The organism is Paenibacillus sp. FSL k6-2145, from assembly GCF_037976585.1.
Classification (GTDB): domain Bacteria; phylum Bacillota; class Bacilli; order Paenibacillales; family Paenibacillaceae; genus Paenibacillus.
On sequence record NZ_CP150267.1, the window covers coordinates 5,075,525 to 5,095,204 of the forward strand.

Consider the following 19,680-nt stretch of genomic DNA (forward strand, 5'->3'; position numbering starts at 1 on the left):
TACCGCTTGATTGGTTTTTAATGCTATAATGGTTGCCAATATGATAAAAAAAGGGTAATGAACAATGGTGATGAATAATGAATAATAAATTTATCCGGATATATGAAGATATTGCAGATCGTATTCGGACCGGAGAGATTGAGGCAGGGACGCTGCTTCAATCGGAACTGGATCTATCGGAAAGTTATCAAACGTCTCGAGAGACTATTCGCAAAGCATTGAAAATGTTGTACGAAGAAGGTTACATTCAGAAGATTCAAGGCAAGGGCTCGATTGTACTGGACATACGCAAGATCGATTTTCCCATCTCAGGTCTAGTTAGCTTCAAGGAATTAGCCAAAAAAATGGGACATCGCGCTCAAACGTATGTGAAGGTTTTCGAGGAGCAACAAGTGGATCAGGCGTTGCATAAGAATATTAACTTTGGTCTGAATGAACAGGTCTGGGCGATCAGACGTGTTCGCAAAGTGGATGGAGAGCATGTCATACTGGACAAAGATTACATTAGCCAGCGGCTTGTTCCTGGGCTCAGTAAAGAGATCTGTAATGATTCCATCTATGAGTACATTGAGCAAGAGCTGGGGCTTTCCATTTCGTTTGCCAAAAAAGAGATTTTGGTGGAAGAACCCACCGCTGAGGACAGGGAACTGCTTGACCTTGAAGGGTTTCATAATGTGGTTGTGGTGAGGAGCCAAGTGTACCTGGAGGATGCCAGTCAATTTCAGTATACGGAATCGAGGCATCGACCGGACAAGTTCAGATTTGTGGATTTTGCGCGTCGCAGATAAGTTAATCAAGAACGATCAGAGAGTACCTTTCACTGCATTATTCAGTGGATCGGTACTCTCTTTGGTTATGGGGGAATCCGAAGATCGTCCATCAAGAACCGCTTAATGTCAATGTTCTTCCTGCATGTCGGAGCGTATGATCACAATATATACGAGGCCGAGGAGTGAGCGAATTGAATCACGTGACAGCGACATCAAATGTTCGCATATGGGAAGAAACCAGAGATATTCCAACCTATGGTACAGGTAAACCGGACAAAAATCCGATGTTTCTTGAAAAGAGAATCTACCAGGGGAGTTCGGGGAAGGTGTACCCGCATCCCGTGATCGACAGCATTGAAGATGATGCCAAAATGAAATCTTATCGATTAGTTATTCTCGAAAATGAATATGTACGTATTGAGATGATGCCCGAACTGGGTGGACGGATCTATCGTGCGCTGGATCGGACCAACAACTACGATTTTGTATATTATAACCGGGTGATTAAACCTGCACTTGTGGGTCTGGCAGGGCCATGGATTTCCGGAGGAATTGAATTCAACTGGCCACAGCATCATCGGCCCAACACGTTTGGCCCAGTCGATTATACATTTGACAATAATGAAGATGGAAGCGCTACCGTGTGGGTGGGTGAGATTGATCGCATGTATGGTACCAAAATGACCGCTGGCTTCACATTACATCCCGGCAAAGCCTATCTTGAAATCCATGCCGAGGTATACAATCGCACCAGCGTACCTCAAACTTTTCTATGGTGGGCCAACCCGGCTGTAGCCGTCAACGAGCATACGCAATCTGTGTTTCCACCTGATGTAACAGCTGTGCTGGACCACGGAAAACGGGACGTATCCCGCTTTCCCATCGCAACCGGAACCTATTACAAGATGGACTATTCCGAAGGTGTGGATATCTCGCGATATAAAAACATACCGGTTCCAACATCCTATATGGCGTATAAGTCGGATTATAATTTTGTAGGGGGTTATGATCACGGGGTTCAGGCAGGTTTGTTGCATGTAGCTAATCATCATATTTCTCCGGGCAAGAAGCAATGGACCTGGGGGAATGGGGAATTCGGGCAAGCCTGGGATCGACAGTTAACGGACGAGGATGGACCATATATTGAATTAATGACAGGGATCTATACCGATAATCAGCCTGATTTTACATGGTTACAGCCTTATGAAGCGAAATCATTTTCACAGTATTTTATGCCGTATAAAGGAATTGGTATAGTCAAAAATGCATCGATTGATGCAGCGGTTAATCTGGAAAAGGATGAAACGACCGGAATGGTAACCGTGATGGTATATGCGACGTCGGTTTTTGAACAAGTGACCGTTGAAGTGATAGGTCCAACCACGGTATATCTCCATGAAAGATGTAATATCTCACCTACGGAACTATATAAATATTCATTCCCGTGGAGCGGACAAGATGAATGGCATCAGTTGAAGTTAAGTGTTCGAAGTGCGGAAGGAAGAGTACTCGTGGCCTATCAGCCTGAACGTTCTGAGATTCAGGAAGTTCCAGATCCGGCCACACCACTCCCGTTACCATCCGAGATTCGTACGAATGAACAACTATATCTGGCTGGTCTTCATTTGGAGCAATATCGGCATGCCACGTATGAACCGGAACCTTATTATCTGGAAGGGTTGAAGCGTGATGCAACGGATAGTCGTCTAAACATTGCGTATGGCACATTGCTGCTGCGCAGAGGGTTGTTTCAAGATGCAGAGAAGCATTTCAGACAGGCCGTTCAATCGCTGACGTGGAAAAATACGAATCCATATGATAGTGAAGCATTTTACCAACTCGGTCTAAGTTTGAAACTACAGGGGAAACAGGAAGAAGCCTACGCAGCACTGTATAAAGCCGTATGGTCTGCACAGTATCAGGATACGGGTTATTATATGCTTGCTCAGATCGATACAGCGTTACATCGGGAGCTGGAAGCGCTGGATCACATCGAACGTTCGCTGATTCGTAACAGTAGAAACTACAAGGCTCGGCATCTGAAGGTGTGTCTGCTGCGCAGGTTGGGTCAAGATGAACGGGCCCTCCAATATGCGTATGAAACGTCGGAACTGGACCCGGTTGAATTTGGAGCTGCACATGAATTAGTCCTGATCTACAGCGGAGCGACTGCACCTTCAGAGAGAGAACAAGCGGAGCAAGCACGTGAACATTTCCATCGTCTGATGCGAGGAGACGTTTATAATTATCTGAATGTAGCCGCAGATTACGCGGATAGTGGGTTGTGGGAAGAAGCACTGACGGTACTCTCGTATGTTGAATCCGAAAATTCACAGCCGTATCCTTTGGTTGGTTATGCTAAGGCTTACTTGTATCGTCAGCTGGGGGATGTGGAGCAGGCCCGGGAATGTCAAAGACAAGGGAAAGCTGCTCCAACGGATTATTGTTTTCCTAATACGTTATTTGAATTCATGGTGCTTCAGGATGCATTGGCAGTGGATTCGAATGATGCGCGTGCTCACTATTACCTGGGAAATTGGTTATATGACCATAAACGTTACGAAGAAGCAATCACCCATTGGGAAACTTCGCGCGAGGCGGATGCTTCATATCCGACTGTACATCGGAATCTGGGACTGGCTTATTATAACAAGCTGAATCGCCCCGATCTTGCACTGGCATCATTAGAGGAAGCTTTCCGGTTGGATACACAGGATGCCCGAATCTTCTACGAGTTGGATCAATTGCACAAGAAGATAGGGTATTCCTGCGAGCATCGAATCATTCACCTGGAAGATCACATGGAGCTGGTTCATCATCGTGATGATCTGTATATCGAGTGGGTGACTTTATTGAATATGCAAGGTAGTCATCAAGAAGCATGGAATGCCCTTCAGACCCGGCGGTTTCATCCATGGGAGGGTGGAGAAGGTAAAGTAAATGGACAATATGTTACGGCACTGACAGAACTGGCGAACCAAAACCTGGAGAAACAACAACCTGAACTAGCATTGGAGCTGTTGCAGAAGGCATTAGTTTACCCGGAGAACTTAGGTGAAGGTAAGCTGGAGGGAGCCGGAGACAATCCAGTTTACTTTTATCTTGGCTGTGCCTACCAGCAACTGAAGAATGATCAGGCGGCAGAGGAGAATTTCCACAGAGCATCAATCGGTTTGAATGAACCGGCAAGCGCGATGTTTTATAATGATCAACCGCCGGAATCTATCTATTATCAGGGTCTAGCCTGGCAGAAACTTGGCAATGTGAAGGAAGCAAACCGACGCTTTAACAAACTCATTGACTATGCGGAAAGACATATGCATGATCACATCCGAATGGATTATTTTGCGGTATCTCTGCCCGATTTTCTAGTATTCGACGACGATCTCAATCAGCGAAATGAAGAACATTGCCGGTATATGCGGGCATTGGGTCTTCTGGGGCTGGGTCGGACGAGTGAAGCCAAACTTGAGTTGGAGCGGGTACTGGAGAAAAACCCGAATCATCAAGGGGCAATCATCCATCAATAATTGATAATCGTTTCAACACATCCCATTTATATCGAAGGAGTTATATAATCCATGAACGATAATATAGCAGGTAGCCATATTCGCTTTATATTGGATGCGGAAGATAAAGAGATTCGTGCGGGTCGCATGACTGGCAGTGGCGGCAAAAGCCCACGAGGGGAATCGTATGATTTTACCAACTATTATATGACTCGTAATGCTAAACCCCATATTCCTGTGGTAGGTGAATTTCATTTCTCCAGATTCGCTTACTTACAGTGGGAAGAAGAATTACTGAAGATGAAGGCAGGCGGGGTGAGCATTGTCGCTTCCTATGTTTTCTGGAATTTTCACGAGGAGCAGGAAGGGGAATTTAATTGGTCAGGAAACCTGAATTTGCGGCACTTTGTGGATCTGTGTGGCAAGCATGAGCTGCCGCTGATCGTGCGAATTGGTCCATTCTGTCATGGAGAAGTGCGTAATGGCGGAATGCCGGATTGGCTATTCAGTTATCCATTCGAAGTCAGGTCGAACGATGGAGGATATCTGTATTACGCCAAGCGATTATACCGGGAGATTGCTCGTCAGCTCAACGGCTGTTTTTATCAGGAGGGTGGCCCTGTTATCGGGGTACAGTTGGAAAATGAGTACATGCACGCTGGCACACCCATGGATGCATGGGGGTATACCCGCGAAAAATACATTACCTCCGGCCGGGATGGACGAGAACATCTGAAGATGCTTCGCCATATTGCCGAAGAAGTCGGTATGAAGCCGATGTTCTATACTGCCACGGCCTGGGGTAATGCTGCGGTGCCTGATGAAGGAACATTACCGATGCTAGCGGGGTATGCGTACACACCATGGATTCCCAATCAGCCTCCAAGCCGGGAGTATTTGTTCCGGGATCTGCATATGAATCCTGTGGAAGAAGTGGATTATGACAGTCTGGAGTATCCTGCTGCGTATTGCGAGCTTGCTGGGGGCATGCAGGTCAGTTATCACGCTCGGCCGGTTGTTGATGCGGACAGTGTCGAGGCGATGACCATTGTGAAACTTGCGAACGGCAGCAATCTGGTTGGGTATTATATGTATCACGGGGGGACCAATCCGATAGGCAAAAATTCATATATGAACGAGCAGGCATTGCCGAAAATGACGTATGATTACCAATCGCCACTCGGGGAATTTGGACGTGTTGGTGAATCGTATGACCGCATTCGAAGCTTATCCATGTTCCTGAAAGCATACGGTGAGTTGCTTGCGCCAATGGGCTGTGTTATACCTGATGGTCAACAATCTATAACCCCGGAGAACACATTGGAGCTGCGTTGGTCTGTTCGGCAACAAGATGGCTCTGGATTTCTGTTCATAAATAATTATCAGGATCATGTGGCGTTGCCTGATCGAGATATACAATTGGAACTGCATACCAGCAAAGGGACTGCTTTTTATCCAAGAGAAGGAACGATGCAGCTGAAATCCGGCATGGCAGCCATTCTGCCTTTCCATATGAATCTGAATGGAATGAAGATCATTAGTGCTACCGTTCAGCCACTGACCCGATTTATGGTAAATCAGGAGCTTACGGTTGTGTTTTATGCCCATGAAGGTATGGCGCCTGAGTATGTTATTGATGCAACATCTGTTACAAATGTGGATATGCCCGAAGGTACAGTATCTGAGCAGGGAAATGAGGTTGTGATACACCCGATTGCCGGCAAGGGCCATCATCTGCGAATCACGACATCGGATGGGGTGGGAATACGAATCATTACGTTGACCCGTGAAGAGGCATTACATGCCTACCGTTTCCGTTTGGGCGGAGAAGAAAGGCTTGTAATTAGCAGCAGTCATCTGTATGTACAGAATGAGATGCTCATATGTACATCCGTGGAGCAACCAGAGATGGAGGTATCCTTTTATCCGGCTCCAGAGCATGTTTCAGCTTCTAAATATGCTGTGTCATTCCAGTCGAAGCAGAGAATATTCGGTACGTACACATTCCAAGTTTCGCCTTACGAGCCTGCTGTAGAGGTTGATTATCCCAAAGAGTATGCAGCAACACTGAGATTGGACACAGCGTGGCCGGAACAAGTAGATGACGTGTGGATCGAAATTGATTATGAAGGAGACGTCGCTGCAGCACATATTCATCATCAGATGTTAACAGATCATATTCACTATGGGCACAGCTGGATCCTTGGTTTGAAGCAATCCCGTCATTTGCTGGCTGATCACGCGCTTCGTCTGTCTATAACTCCAATTCGAAAAGGGACGACTGAGAGTTATGTTAATCAGGCTTATGTGGAGCGGTTTGAGGGCGTGGAGATCGGGAAGTTTAATGAGATTTGGGTGAGACCACAGTATCGGGTGGGGGTGGTATTGGCGGGAGTTAGGGAAGACACATAGTCTAAATCAGGGATTAAACAACAGATAAACAAGACTGAAACCAGAGTTAACTGACGTTTATAATACAGAGGGTTCTTTCTCCGAACGATTGTGAGGGGAGAGAGCCTTTTTTGCTGTGTTATGTAAAAACAAATGATTCCTAATCATGGTAAAAAGATCTTGACTGGTAAGCGTTTTCAATTTATTATAACTTCATAACCTTAACGATAAAGTTTATTTAGACTAAATAACGTAACTATAATAAAGTTATTAGTCGTTTGTTTGCTAACAAAAAAACTTCTATTACCAACGATTTTAGTTAACTTATTGCCTAGAGCAGGGTTAATTGAAATAAAAAAACAAATACAGGAGGTTCCAAACGAATGGTTAATCTGAAAAAGTGTACAATCTTCACGGTTATTGCTGCTCTTATGTTCATGGTATTAGGGAGTGCAGCACCCAAAGCATCTGCTGCCACAGGATTTTATGTAAGCGGTAACAAATTGTATGATTCCACAGGTAAAGCTTTTGTCATGAGAGGTGTTAATCACGGACATTCCTGGTTCAAGAATGATTTGAATACCGCTATCCCTGCAATCGCCAAAACAGGTGCCAATACGGTACGCATTGTTCTTTCGAATGGTAGCCTGTACACCAAAGATGATCTGAACGCTGTTAAAAATATTATTAATGTGGTTAACCAAAATAAAATGATAGCTGTACTTGAAGTACATGACGCCACAGGGAAAGATGATTATAATTCGTTGGATGCGGCAGTGAATTACTGGATTAGCATTAAGGAAGCTTTGATTGGCAAAGAAGATCGGGTCATCGTCAACATCGCCAATGAATGGTATGGAACGTGGAATGGAAGTGCGTGGGCTGATGGTTACAAAAAAGCCATTCCGAAACTCCGGAATGCGGGAATTAAAAATACGCTAATTGTGGATGCAGCCGGATGGGGACAGTTCCCTCAATCCATCGTGGATTATGGACAAAGTGTATTTGCAGCCGATTCACAGAAAAATACCGTCTTCTCCATTCATATGTATGAGTATGCTGGCAAAGATGCTGCAACGGTCAAAGCCAATATGGAGAATGTGCTGAACAAAGGATTGGCTCTGATCATTGGTGAATTCGGGGGATATCACACAAACGGTGATGTGGACGAGTATGCCATCATGAGATATGGTCAGGAAAAAGGGGTAGGCTGGCTTGCCTGGTCTTGGTACGGAAACAGTTCAGGTCTGAACTATCTGGACATGGCCACAGGTCCGAACGGAAGCTTAACGAGCTTTGGCAACACCGTAGTTAATGATACCTATGGTATTAAAAACACTTCCCAAAAAGCGGGGATTTTCTAATCCGCCGATGATACAGGAACACTCTGACGTTCACGTCAGGGTGTTTTTTTAATAATATACCTCAATCTATAATGACTTTTGAATATTTCCGTTTGGTTTTAAAATATTTTGTTTTCAAAATAAAACAAAGATGTTAAACTCGGATTAGGAATAAAACAAACATTATCGGAGGGAAACAAATGGTACAGAGTTTATGGAATGCATCGCAGGCATCTGAGAAAACAACAGGACTTGAGCAGTTGGTTTACCGATCTAATCTCATTGGTTCTGATCGCAGTGTATGTAACATCTACGGTGGTAATACGTCTACCAAAACGACAGTGAAGGATTTTCGTGGTCGTGATGTAGAAGTAATGTATGTGAAGGGAAGCGGCTCTGATCTGGGTTCCATGGAAGCGAAACATTTTACCGGACTTGGGCTCGAAGACATAAGGCCATTAATTGAACGTGAATCCATGTCGGATGAAGAGATGGTTGAATATCTGGGACATTGCATGATTGATGCCAAGCACCCGCGCGCCTCCATCGAGACTCTTCTGCATGCGTTCCTTCCATATAAACATGTGGATCATACGCACCCGGATGCGATTATCAGCCTGTGTTGTGCGCATAACGGCAAGGAATTGGCGAAAGAGATCTACGGTGATCGTTTTGTATGGGTGCCTTACGTACGCCCTGGGTTTACGTTATCTAAAATGATTGCTGAAAGCGTATTCTCGAATCCCAATGCCGAACTCGTACTGATGGAAAAACACGGACTTGTGACTTGGGGAGAAACATCCGAGGAATGTTACGCTCAAACGATCAAGATTATCAATGAAGCAGAAGCTTTCATCGAAGCAAGGGTGAACGAAGAAAGTTTGTTTGGTGGTGTGAAACACCAGGCACTCGCCGCTGATGTTCGTCGTCAGATCGTATCACGTGTGATGCCAACGATTCGTGGAGCGGTATCGGATAGCAAAAAAATGATTTTGTCCTTTGATGATCAAGAGGACGTACTTGCTTTTGTGGGCGGAGCAGATTCCCCGGAATTGTCTCAGGTGGGTGCAGCTTGCCCGGATCATCTGGTACATACCAAAGTGGTACCTCTGTTCATCGATTGGACACCGGATGCAGAAGATATTGAAGGTTTAAAAGCCAAGCTGGTAGAAGGTGTGGCTGCCTACAAAGAGCAATATCAACAGTATTTTGAGAGCAACAAAAACGAAGGTGATGTCATGTTCGAAGCGGCACCTCGCGTTATCCTGATTCCGGGTGTGGGCATGATCAACACAGGCAAGAGCTGGGCGCTTTCCCAAGTAAGCGGAGCGTTGTATCACAGAGCCATTGCTGTTATGCGTGGAGCTACTAGCTTGGGTCAATTCGTATCGCTCAGTGCAAACGAGTCTTACAATGTGGAGTACTGGCCGCTGGAACTGTATAAATTGTCTCTGGCCCCGGCAGAAACTGAATTCTCCCGTAAAGTGGCGTTTATTACAGGCGGCGCAGGTGGTATCGGAAGTGAAACAGCGCGTAGATTGGTATCAGAAGGCGCGCATGTGGTGCTCGCTGATCTCAATCTGGAAGGCGCACAGAAGGTAGCACAGGAAATTAATGATCAGTACGGTGCGAATCGTGCTTATGCGCTGAAAATGGACGTGACCGATGAGGAAGCTGTTCAATCTGCTTATGCTGATGTTGCGGTGCAATATGGCGGAGTGGATATCATCGTGAACAATGCAGGATTGGCCACATCCAGCCCATTTGACGAAACTTCCCTGAAAGAATGGAACCTGAACATGAATGTACTGGGCACAGGGTATTTCCTCGTGGCTCGTGAAGCATTCAAACTGATGAAACAACAGGGCATTGGAGGAAGCATGGTATTTATCGGTTCCAAGAACTCGGTGTATGCAGGTAAAAGTGCTTCTGCTTACAGTTCAGCGAAAGCGCTGGAAGCGCATCTGGCACGCTGTATCGCAGCAGAAGGTGGAGAGTATGGCATTCGTGTCAACACGATTCTTCCGGATGCCATTCTACAGGGTTCAGCAATCTGGAACGGTTCCTGGAGAAACGAACGTGCAGCGGCATACGGAATTGAACCGGATCAATTGGAAGAGTATTATCGCAAACGGACGACATTGCTCGTGAATATCTATCCAAGAGATATTGCAGAAGGAATTGCATTCTTTGCTTCTTCGAAATCCGAAAAAACAACCGGTTGCATGATGACCATTGATGGCGGTGTACCGGCAGCATTTACACGTTAAAATAGGAGGGTTCTTGCGGATGGATAACCAAGTCAAGCAAGCGTATGAAGCAGCCAAGGCATTGTATGCCCAGCACGGAATTGATACGGACGTGGTACTGAACAAACTCGCGGAGATCAAAGTATCTGTACACTGCTGGCAAGGCGACGATGTCAAAGGTTTTCTGAATAAAGATGGGGAGTTAACAGGTGGTATTTCCGTTACAGGTCAATATCCGGGGGCTGCGACCACACCTGCAGAGCTTCGTAATGATCTGGAGCAAGCTTTTGCTCTGATTCCCGGCAAACATAAGGTCAATCTGCACGCGATTTACACGGATACAGACGAGCAGGTTGAACTGGATCGGATTGAGCCAAAGCATTATGAGAACTGGGTGAAATGGGCCAAAGAACAAGGACTTGGTCTGGACTTCAACCCAACATGTTTTTCCCATGAAAAATCAAGTGACGGGTTCACGCTCAGTCATCCAGACCCTGAGATTCGCAAGTTCTGGATTGATCACTGCAAGGCGTCCCGCCGGATTGGTGCTTACTTCGGGGAACAGCTTGGTCAGACTTGTGTAACCAATGTATGGGTACCGGACGGATTCAAGGATAATCCGGTTGACCGGTTGACACCACGCAAACGTCTCAAAGAATCTCTGGATGAAGTATTCGGCGAACCACTTAACCCGGAGCACAACCTGGACGCGGTAGAGAGTAAGCTGTTTGGTCTGGGTTCGGAAGCATATGTGGTCGGTTCTCATGAATTCTATATGGGTTACGGATTGCAAAATGATACGTTGATCTGTCTTGATGCAGGTCATTTCCATCCAACTGAGGTTATTTCCAATAAACTGTCGTCCTTGTCTCTGTTTACAAGTGGCATTCTGCTTCACGTAAGTCGCCCGATGCGTTGGGACAGTGACCATGTGGTAATTATGGACGATGAGTTGCTGGAAATTGCCCGTGAACTGGTTCGACATGATCTGCTTGCGACCACACATATTGGATTGGATTTCTTTGATGCAAGCATTAACCGTGTAGCTGCATGGGTTGTGGGTACACGTAATACGATCAAAGCCCTTCTCCGAGCGATGCTCGAACCGGTGGATGCCTTGAAACAAGCCGAGTTGGAAGGAGATTACACGCTGCGTCTCGCGTTAACGGAAGAGTTCAAATCCTATCCGTTTGGCGCGATCTGGGACTACTATTGTGCTCAGCAAGGCGTTCCAGTTCGTGAAAAGTGGATCACCGATATCAAAACCTATGAACAAGACGTATTGCTACAGCGTGATAAATCATTGGTGTAACCGTATTTATTTTTCGTATAAACCACTGTGGAATGAATATTCCATGGTGGTTTTTTTAGCATAATCACTTTGAAATGCATAAGTAAGGCGATTGCTTCCATACTAGGAATATAGATCCGTATCGCATACGTTTGTCACGCAGAGGAGGAATAATAGAGTTGAATCTAGCCCACAACAAACTGTATATCGCTGCACTTGGCGGCGTAAATGAAATAGGAAAGAATATGTATTTCATCCAGTACAATCAGGACATCATCGTGATTGACTGTGGTTCGAAGTTTCCCGATGAGACATTGCCTGGTATTGATCTGATCATTCCGGATGCAGCGTATCTGCTGGAGAACCTGGATAAAGTAAGGGGTCTTGTGGTTACCCATGGACATGAAGATCACATTGGTGGCATTCCCTATTTGTTAAAACAAATGAACATCCCGGTGTATGCATCCAGGCTCACTCGCGGGCTGATCGAGCTTAAACTGAAAGAGCATGGGCTACTGCGCAAGGCGGACCTGCACACGATCGATGCTCACTCCAGCATTACGCTGGGAGGGATCGAGGTTTCCTTTTTCGCAACCAGTCACAGTATACCGGATTGTCTTGGTATCTTTTTTCAGACCCCAGCAGGCAATGTTGTGCATACCGGAGATTTCAAATTCGATATGTCGCCTGTACATGGACCTTTCCCAGATCTGCACCGCATGGCCAAGATTGGCAAACAGGGTGTCCATATCTTGCTCTCCGAGAGTACCAATGCAGAGAGACCCGGATTTACACCTTCCGAGCGTGTTGTGGGAGACCACATTCTGGATGCCTTTATCCGTGCAAAACAAAAAGTATTTATCTCCACCTTTGCGTCGAATGTCAGCAGGGTACAGCAGATTGTGAATGCAGCATTCGAGACGGGACGCAAACTGGCACTGTTGGGCAGAAGTATGGTGAATGTGGTATCGGTGGCCAGTGAATTGGGGTATTTGCAAGTTCCTGACGGATTGTTGATTGAAGCTATCGATTCGGATCAGTTTCCACCTGAACAAGTCGTTGTATTATGCACTGGTAGCCAGGGCGAAGCGATGGCAGCATTGTCACGTTTGGCATCCGGTAAACATCCTCACGTAAGAATTAACGCCGGGGACACGGTCATTATTGCTGCCGGAGCCATTCCGGGCAATGAACGAAATCTAGCACATGTAATTGATAACCTGTATGTTCTCGGAGCACGAGTGATATATGGTTCAAGTGGTGCAGCAGGAATGCATGTATCGGGACACGGCAGTCAGGAAGAACTCAAATTGATGTTAACCCTGATGAAACCGGATTATCTGATTCCGATCCACGGTGAGTTCCGTATGTTGTATCAGCACAGACTGCTTGCCGAGTCCGTAGGTATAGAGCGTGATCATGTGTTTATCGTGAATAATGGGGATATGGTCCAATACAAAGACGGCACTGCTTCTCTAGGTCCCAAAGTTGCATCAGGCAACAGTCTCGTAGACGGTCTGATTATGGGTGATGTCGGCAATATTGTACTGCGTGATCGCAGGCAACTGTCTTCCGATGGCATGCTGGTGATTGTGACTACACTGAGCAAAACGGAAAAACAGATGGTCACGTCACCCGAAATTATCTCCAGAGGGTTTATATTCGTTAAGGATTCGGAAGAATTCATGCATGAGATCCATGAGCTTGTTCTAAACCGGATGGATGAGTTGACCGGGGCTGGGGTGAATCAGTGGAATGTGATCAAAAGAAAGCTGAAAGACGAGATCGGTCACTATATTTACGCTCAAACAAAGAGAAGACCTATGATCTTGCCAATTATTATTGAGGTCTGAGTCAGCAGGGATAGGTATTATCCTTGCCCTGATGGTCTGTGCAAACGTGTATATGAAAGTTAAACAGCCTGATGAATGTCGGATCATACTTCTGTATGAACGTCACATTGATATCGGGCTTTTGCTATTACATCGGGAATGTATCATAGACGTGGAATAAATGGAGTTGAATCAAATTCGCCATGGGTTTGCGATTCGAAGTATAATAAAAGGTAAACTAGCTAATAGAAATAAGAGGAGTCTTTATGAATAAAACGATTTCTGATATCGCTCAGATGGCAGGTGTGGCAAAAAGCACGGTCTCTCGCTACCTGAATGGCGGATCGGTTAGTGAGGATACACGCCAGAAGATTGAGCGTATTATCAAACAATACAATTATGTTCCCAACACATTTGCACAGAGTCTGAAGGCAAAGAAGACCAGTATCATCGGTACGGTTGTGCCACGCCTCGATTCTTTTGCGACATCCCAGACATTGATTGGAATTGATGAAGAACTGCGAAGTAATCAGTATCAGATGCTGATCGCTAATACGAGTCAGGACATGCAGCGCGAGATTGATGCCATCTATGATTTTGCACGACAGAAGGTGTCGGGTATTATTCTGCTGGCTGCTGAAGTGACTGAAGCACATCTGAAGGCCGTTGAGGATATACGGATTCCGGTGTTATTGGTGGGGCAGCAGCATGAGCAACTGCACAGTCTGGTTCACAATGATGATCAGGCAGGTTATGAGATGGGCAGATATGTCGTCGAACAAGGTCACCGCAAGATCGTGTATATGGGAGTTAGCGAGAAGGATCGGGCGGTAGGGTTCTATCGTAAACAAGGATTCCAGCGAGCAATCGCCGAGTGTGGTGGATGTGAAGTGAAGTATTATGAGACAAGCTTTAAGATGTCTGAAGCCATCGTTACCGCTGAAGCCATTCTGAAAGAAATCACACCAACGATCATTGTAGGGGCTACGGACAATATTGCACTGGGAGTGATGAAGATTGCGTTCTCCAATAAAATCCGCATACCGCAAGATTTGTCTGTTACGGGATTTGGCGGATATGATATTACGGAGATGATTCACCCCACGCTTACTACTGTGAAGTATCATTATTTGCAGGCAGGGAAAGTAGCCGCGAATCACATTATTCGTCTGGTCAAAGGTGAGTCGGTGGAGGAACGAACAACACTGGACGTAGAACTAATTCCTCGAGAAAGCGTTGACAAACTATAAAAACATCCTTTATGATAATTCCATCGAACCGGTTCCACTATGGATATCCAATTCGGATATGCGGAACGCGGGCAGGCATGAATGCCATATGGAATTATTTTTTTGCGTATAATGGAACCGGTTCCTATAATTGATTTTCGTATAAGTTAAATAAGAATTAAACATTTACGGAGAGGGCAGAAAAAATCTGAAGAAACGTAGTGTTCGCCTTTATCCCCGGATTTCACCCTTTAGAAAAGGGATCAGGAAATCTGGGAATAACAGCGATCGGAGGATTGTTCTGCCATCGTAGTCCCAGTGTGAAATTTCTTGGTCTAACTTATATAAGCAAGAATGGAGAACAGCTATGAAAATGACTAGAGAGCAACGCTACAGACGAATTGAGCAAGCGGAGCCTGGAGAGATTGCGAAGCTTGAAGCACAGATATCCGTATGTCCTTGGCGACAAAGTTATCACATTCAGCCAATAACAGGTCTGCTTAATGATCCTAACGGCTTTGCATATTATCAAGGCTATTATCATCTGTTCTATCAGTGGTTTCCACTTGGAACAGAACATGGCATGAAATACTGGTATCATACTCGCTCGAAGAATCTGGTGAACTGGGAAAATGTCGGGATTGGAATCGAACCGGGTGGCAGGTATGACTCACACGGAGCTTATTCCGGTAGCGCGATTGAAAAAGACGGCAAGCTGCACTTGTTGTACACAGGCAATACGAGGGATGAGGTTTGGGTCAGACACCCGTATCAATGCCTAGCAGTTATGGATGAAAACGGTTCAGTATCCAAACTGAATGATCCAGTGATCTCATCTGTGCCAGACGGATACACGGAACACTTCAGAGATCCCAAAGTGTGGCAACAAGGAGACACGTATTATTGTGTAATTGGTGCGCAGAGAACAGATGAGACGGGATGTACAGTGCTGTATCGCTCGACAGATCTGAAGAACTGGGAGTTTCTTGGTGAAATTCGTACGCAATTAACCTCCTTTGGCTACATGTGGGAGTGCCCGGATTATATGGAGATGGACGGGAGAGGTGTACTTGTCTTTTCCCCACAAGGGTTAGATGGTACGGGAGATCATTATCAGAATATTTTTCAATCCGGTTATCTGATCGGTGAGCCGCTCAATCTCCAGACAAGAGAGTTCAATCATGGTGAATTTCAGGAGTTGGATCGTGGATTCGACTTCTATGCTCCGCAAACCATGCAGGGTCCGGACGGAAGACGTATTCTGGTTGGATGGATGGGACTTCCCGATCTGGAATATCCGACAGACGATAGTGGCTGGGCACATTGCCTGACCATTCCTCGGCAATTGTCACTCCGAGACGGCAAGTTAATCCAACAACCTGTTACAGAGATGGTGCAATTGCGTCAGCAGGATAAAGACACACATATTCGCGCAACGATTGACAATGAGAGTCGATCTTTCACTGATTTTAATGGGATTGCCTATGAGCTGATATGTGAGATAAGCCATGTAGATGCAAAGGTTGTAGGCATCGAATTCCGGGCCAATGGAGCTGAAAAAACGGTTCTTTTATATGATCGAATTCAGCAGAAAGTTGTCTTGGATCGGACGATGTCTGGTACCAAGCTGGCAGAGCAGAATGGCGTTGTACGACAGTGCACACTTACTGCGGACGTGATTAAGTTCCATCTGTTCGTAGATGCATCCTCGGTCGAGATCTTTGTGAACGATGGGGAAGAGGTCTTTACCAGCCGCATTTTCCCAAGCCGGGACAGCGTGGACATTTGTTTCTTTGCACGTGGAGGCAAAGCTGATTTTGAAGCAACAAAATGGGATTATTAAGTATTTCGTGAGAGGAATGAGATAACATGTCGGAGAATCAACGCATTGCCCAGGAAGTCATTCATGCCATCGGGGGCAAAGAGAATATCGCATCATTTGCACATTGTGCAACACGTCTTCGGATCATGGTGAAAGATAAAGAAAAAATTGATCAGAAAACGGTCGAGAACATCGAGAAGGTGAAAGGGGCTTTTTTCAACTCGGGTCAATATCAGATTATCTTTGGTACGGGAACGGTGAATCGAATCTTTGAAGAGGTCGAGAAGCTGGGAATCGAAGGATCGTCCAAGGATGATGTGAAGAGTCAGGGGAAAAAGGAAGGAAATGCTTTTCAGCGGGCTATCCGCACATTTGGTGACGTATTTGTACCCATCATTCCCGTACTGGTAGCTACAGGTTTGTTCATGGGATTACGCGGATTACTTACCCAGAATGAAATTCTGGCGTTGTTCGGTGCAACACCGGATGATATCTCGGCCAATTTCCTGTTGTTCACTCAGATTCTGACGGATACGGCCTTTGCATTTCTGCCTGCACTTGTAGCGTGGTCCGCGTTCCGTGTATTCGGCGGAAGTCCGGTGCTTGGTATCGTACTGGGGCTAATGCTGGTCAATCCGGCATTACCCAATGCTTACGCGGTGGCAGATGGATCAGCACAGCCGCTGCATATGTTCGGTTTTATACCTGTCGTGGGTTATCAAGGATCGGTTCTGCCTGCGTTCTTTGTAGGTTTGATTGGAGCCAAGTTTGAGAAGGTACTAAGAAGACGGGTACCTGAGGCACTGGACTTAATTCTGACTCCTTTTATTACGTTGACAGTCATGATTACGCTTGGACTATTCGCGATTGGTCCCGTATTCCATTCCCTAGAAGAGTGGGTGCTGCATGGTACAACTGCCGTATTGGATCTTCCATTTGGCATCGCAGGTATTATCATTGGTTTCTTCCATCAGATTATAGTCGTTACCGGTGTGCATCACATCTTTAATTTCTTGGAGATTCAACTACTGGAGAAGACGGGATTCAATCCGTTCAACGCGATCATTACCTGTGCCATGGCAGCACAAGGAGCGGCTTGTCTCGCAGTCGGTCTGAAGACCAAAAATATGAAACTCAAAGCACTCGCATTACCTTCTTCCTTGTCCGCATTTCTGGGTATTACCGAACCAGCCATCTTCGGAGTTAACTTGCGTTATATGAAACCATTTATTATGGGACTGATTGGTGGTGGTGTGGGTGGTTTTATCGCTTCCTTGTTCCATCTGCAAGGTACAGGCATGGCTGTAACGGTTATTCCCGGTACACTGCTCTATCTGAACAGCCAACTGCCGTTGTATATCTTGTCTAACGTAGTTGCCATGGCGATTGCATTTGCACTTACCTGGTTCTTTGGATATAAGGATCAACCGGTTGCAGAAGAAGCGGTGAGCCATGAAAACAGTGGAGTAACATCAACTGAAGTTAAAGCAGAGGAATCTAATCCGCGTATTAGTTCAGTTACCGATGCCGTTACAAGCAATCGTCCTAAGGTAGATTTTCTCGAAATCGCTTCGCCAATGAACGGTACCGTCGTTGCTCTGGAGCAGGTTCCTGACCCGGCGTTCTCGGAAAAACACATGGGTGAGGGCATTGCCATTGAGCCATCAGAAGGTAAGGTGTATGCACCGTTTGATGGTGTCATCGCACATGTCATGAACAAGAGTAAACATGCGGTGATTCTGGAGCATGCGACAGGTGTACAGATGCTGGTTCATATCGGAATTAATACGGTTGGACTAAAAGGAAACGGTTTTACCGCACATGTGAATAGCGGAGATCGTGTAACTGCAGGACAATTGTTGATTGAATTTGACATGGATGTCATTCAGGCTGCGGGTCTGCCAGTGATTACACCTGTGTTGATCCCAAGTGGAAACGAAGCGATAGCAACTGTTACAGCGACTTCAACAGGTCATGTTCAAGCCAATGGGGAAGCGGTACTTGTAGTGAAATTTACTGAGCCACAATAGAGGCGTGTAAAGGGAAGCGGGTAGAGATTCATCTCACCCGTTTCCCTTTTTTGTGTGCGCCATAAGAAATCAAAGAAAACAGATCATCAATAATCTAATTAAATAAAGAGTTCCAGCACACAAGGTAACACCAGTTTACGGTTATCCAATCGACGCCCTATAAAAACAAGTGTTAATCGTGATCCTACAGACCAGCGTGACGTTTCAGTCGCTCTGCAATCTGCATTAGATCTTCCGCGGATATCCCTGGCGCAAATTCTTCCGGCAGATCAGGCAGCTCAGGTACTGGCCCTCCATAACCCGGCAAGCCGGCAAAAGCCTCCAGTTTGCCACCATCGGTTGGATGTGTTCCTTTCCAAATCTGAGCAATGCCCTGATAATCTTTGTCGCTGAACGTGTACAGCCTGCGATGTTCTCCCATCGCTTCCCATTTTCTTGTCGTTTCAAAAGCTTTGTTATCCAGTCGAGGAATAGGGAACATCTTCGTTACATCCACACCCGTTGCAATCTCCAATGCTTTGGCATACGCCAGAACGTGCACACCTCCACGTACAAGCAGATAACCAGTCATTTCTCGGGCTGTCTTGTTGTCCGTCATTTCGTAGACTCTCATTTTGTGAGTTCTGGCTCCGCATTCAAGAAAGAAATTATGCAACAGATCAAAGATCAGATTGCCACTGCTCACGACATACGAACCATTCCAGGGTCTTCCCATGGAGTCATAAGGGAGCGCTGTCTGAGCAGATTCGATAAAGTGTGACGTCATCCGTGCGTCTTTACCAACACGCAGTGGTGTGGAGTCTGGGTCACCTGGTGATGTTGAACCTTCAAGCATCAGGTTAATCGTATTGGCGACAAGTTCGACATGGCCGAATTCCTCCGCGGTAATACTTGCAACAATGTCATAAAAGGGACGCAGCTTGGATCTGCCTCTGAAATTAAATGACTGAAACATATAGTTATTTAATGTTGACATTTCCCCGAACTTTCCACCAAGCAACTCCTGAACTGCACTAGCTCCATTAGGGTCCGGATTATTGGATATGGGTAGTTCGATGGCAAGACGGTCTACACGTTTAAACATGACATTTCCCCCTCAATCCTAGTTAGTGTAAAGGTATGAAGGGGCACTTGTACGTTATTCGATCATTTGTGAAACAAAAACAAAACGTTCTGCCAGAGCTTAAAGCTCTGAACAGAACGTTAGATGAGTT

The 19,680-nt window shown here is 45.8% G+C and carries 11 protein-coding genes; 10 read left to right on the forward strand and 1 reads right to left on the reverse strand.

Translation table 11 applies throughout. The annotated features are described in order from the left end of the window. Window positions 1-77 precede the first annotated feature (77 nt). From treR to NZ043_RS22690, 10 genes are all read left to right on the forward strand, one after another. The gene (gene treR / locus NZ043_RS22645) at window positions 78-788 is read left to right on the forward strand and encodes a trehalose operon repressor (RefSeq protein ID WP_091031114.1); all 711 of its coding nucleotides are present in this window, start codon (window positions 78-80) and stop codon (window positions 786-788) included. A gap of 173 nt (window positions 789-961) precedes the next feature. Continuing rightward, window positions 962-4,300, forward strand: a complete 3,339-nt coding sequence (locus NZ043_RS22650) for a DUF5107 domain-containing protein (protein ID WP_133384572.1) — start codon at window positions 962-964, stop codon at window positions 4,298-4,300. A gap of 51 nt (window positions 4,301-4,351) precedes the next feature. Further along, window positions 4,352-6,691: a beta-galactosidase gene (locus NZ043_RS22655; RefSeq protein WP_133384573.1), complete on the forward strand. Its 2,340-nt coding sequence runs from the start codon at window positions 4,352-4,354 to the stop codon at window positions 6,689-6,691. Between the two features lie 362 nt (window positions 6,692-7,053). After that, window positions 7,054-8,034: a glycoside hydrolase family 5 protein gene (locus NZ043_RS22660; RefSeq protein ID WP_036670707.1), complete on the forward strand. Its 981-nt coding sequence runs from the start codon at window positions 7,054-7,056 to the stop codon at window positions 8,032-8,034. A 179-nt stretch (window positions 8,035-8,213) separates the two neighbouring features. Next, window positions 8,214-10,283, forward strand: coding sequence for a bifunctional aldolase/short-chain dehydrogenase (locus NZ043_RS22665; protein WP_133384574.1), 2,070 nt, complete (start codon window positions 8,214-8,216; stop codon window positions 10,281-10,283). A gap of 19 nt (window positions 10,284-10,302) precedes the next feature. After that, a complete protein-coding gene (rhaA, locus tag NZ043_RS22670; RefSeq protein WP_133384575.1) occupies window positions 10,303-11,574 on the forward strand; it encodes an L-rhamnose isomerase in 1,272 nt (423 codons plus the stop codon). A gap of 158 nt (window positions 11,575-11,732) precedes the next feature. Next, a complete protein-coding gene (locus NZ043_RS22675; protein ID WP_339309282.1) occupies window positions 11,733-13,406 on the forward strand; it encodes a ribonuclease J in 1,674 nt (557 codons plus the stop codon). A 245-nt stretch (window positions 13,407-13,651) separates the two neighbouring features. Continuing rightward, complete coding sequence (locus NZ043_RS22680; RefSeq protein WP_091031102.1) at window positions 13,652-14,635, forward strand: LacI family DNA-binding transcriptional regulator; 984 nt, start codon at window positions 13,652-13,654, stop codon at window positions 14,633-14,635. Between the two features lie 346 nt (window positions 14,636-14,981). Further along, window positions 14,982-16,457, forward strand: coding sequence for a sucrose-6-phosphate hydrolase (locus NZ043_RS22685; RefSeq protein WP_249910863.1), 1,476 nt, complete (start codon window positions 14,982-14,984; stop codon window positions 16,455-16,457). Between the two features lie 26 nt (window positions 16,458-16,483). Beyond that, a complete protein-coding gene (locus NZ043_RS22690) occupies window positions 16,484-18,466 on the forward strand; it encodes a sucrose-specific PTS transporter subunit IIBC (RefSeq protein ID WP_091031097.1) in 1,983 nt (660 codons plus the stop codon). A gap of 184 nt (window positions 18,467-18,650) precedes the next feature. Here NZ043_RS22690 and NZ043_RS22695 read toward each other — a convergent pair whose 3' ends face one another. Further along, on the reverse strand, window positions 18,651-19,550 hold the full coding sequence (locus tag NZ043_RS22695) for a manganese catalase family protein (protein ID WP_091031094.1): 900 nt from the start codon (window positions 19,548-19,550) through the stop codon (window positions 18,651-18,653). Window positions 19,551-19,680 lie beyond the last annotated feature (130 nt).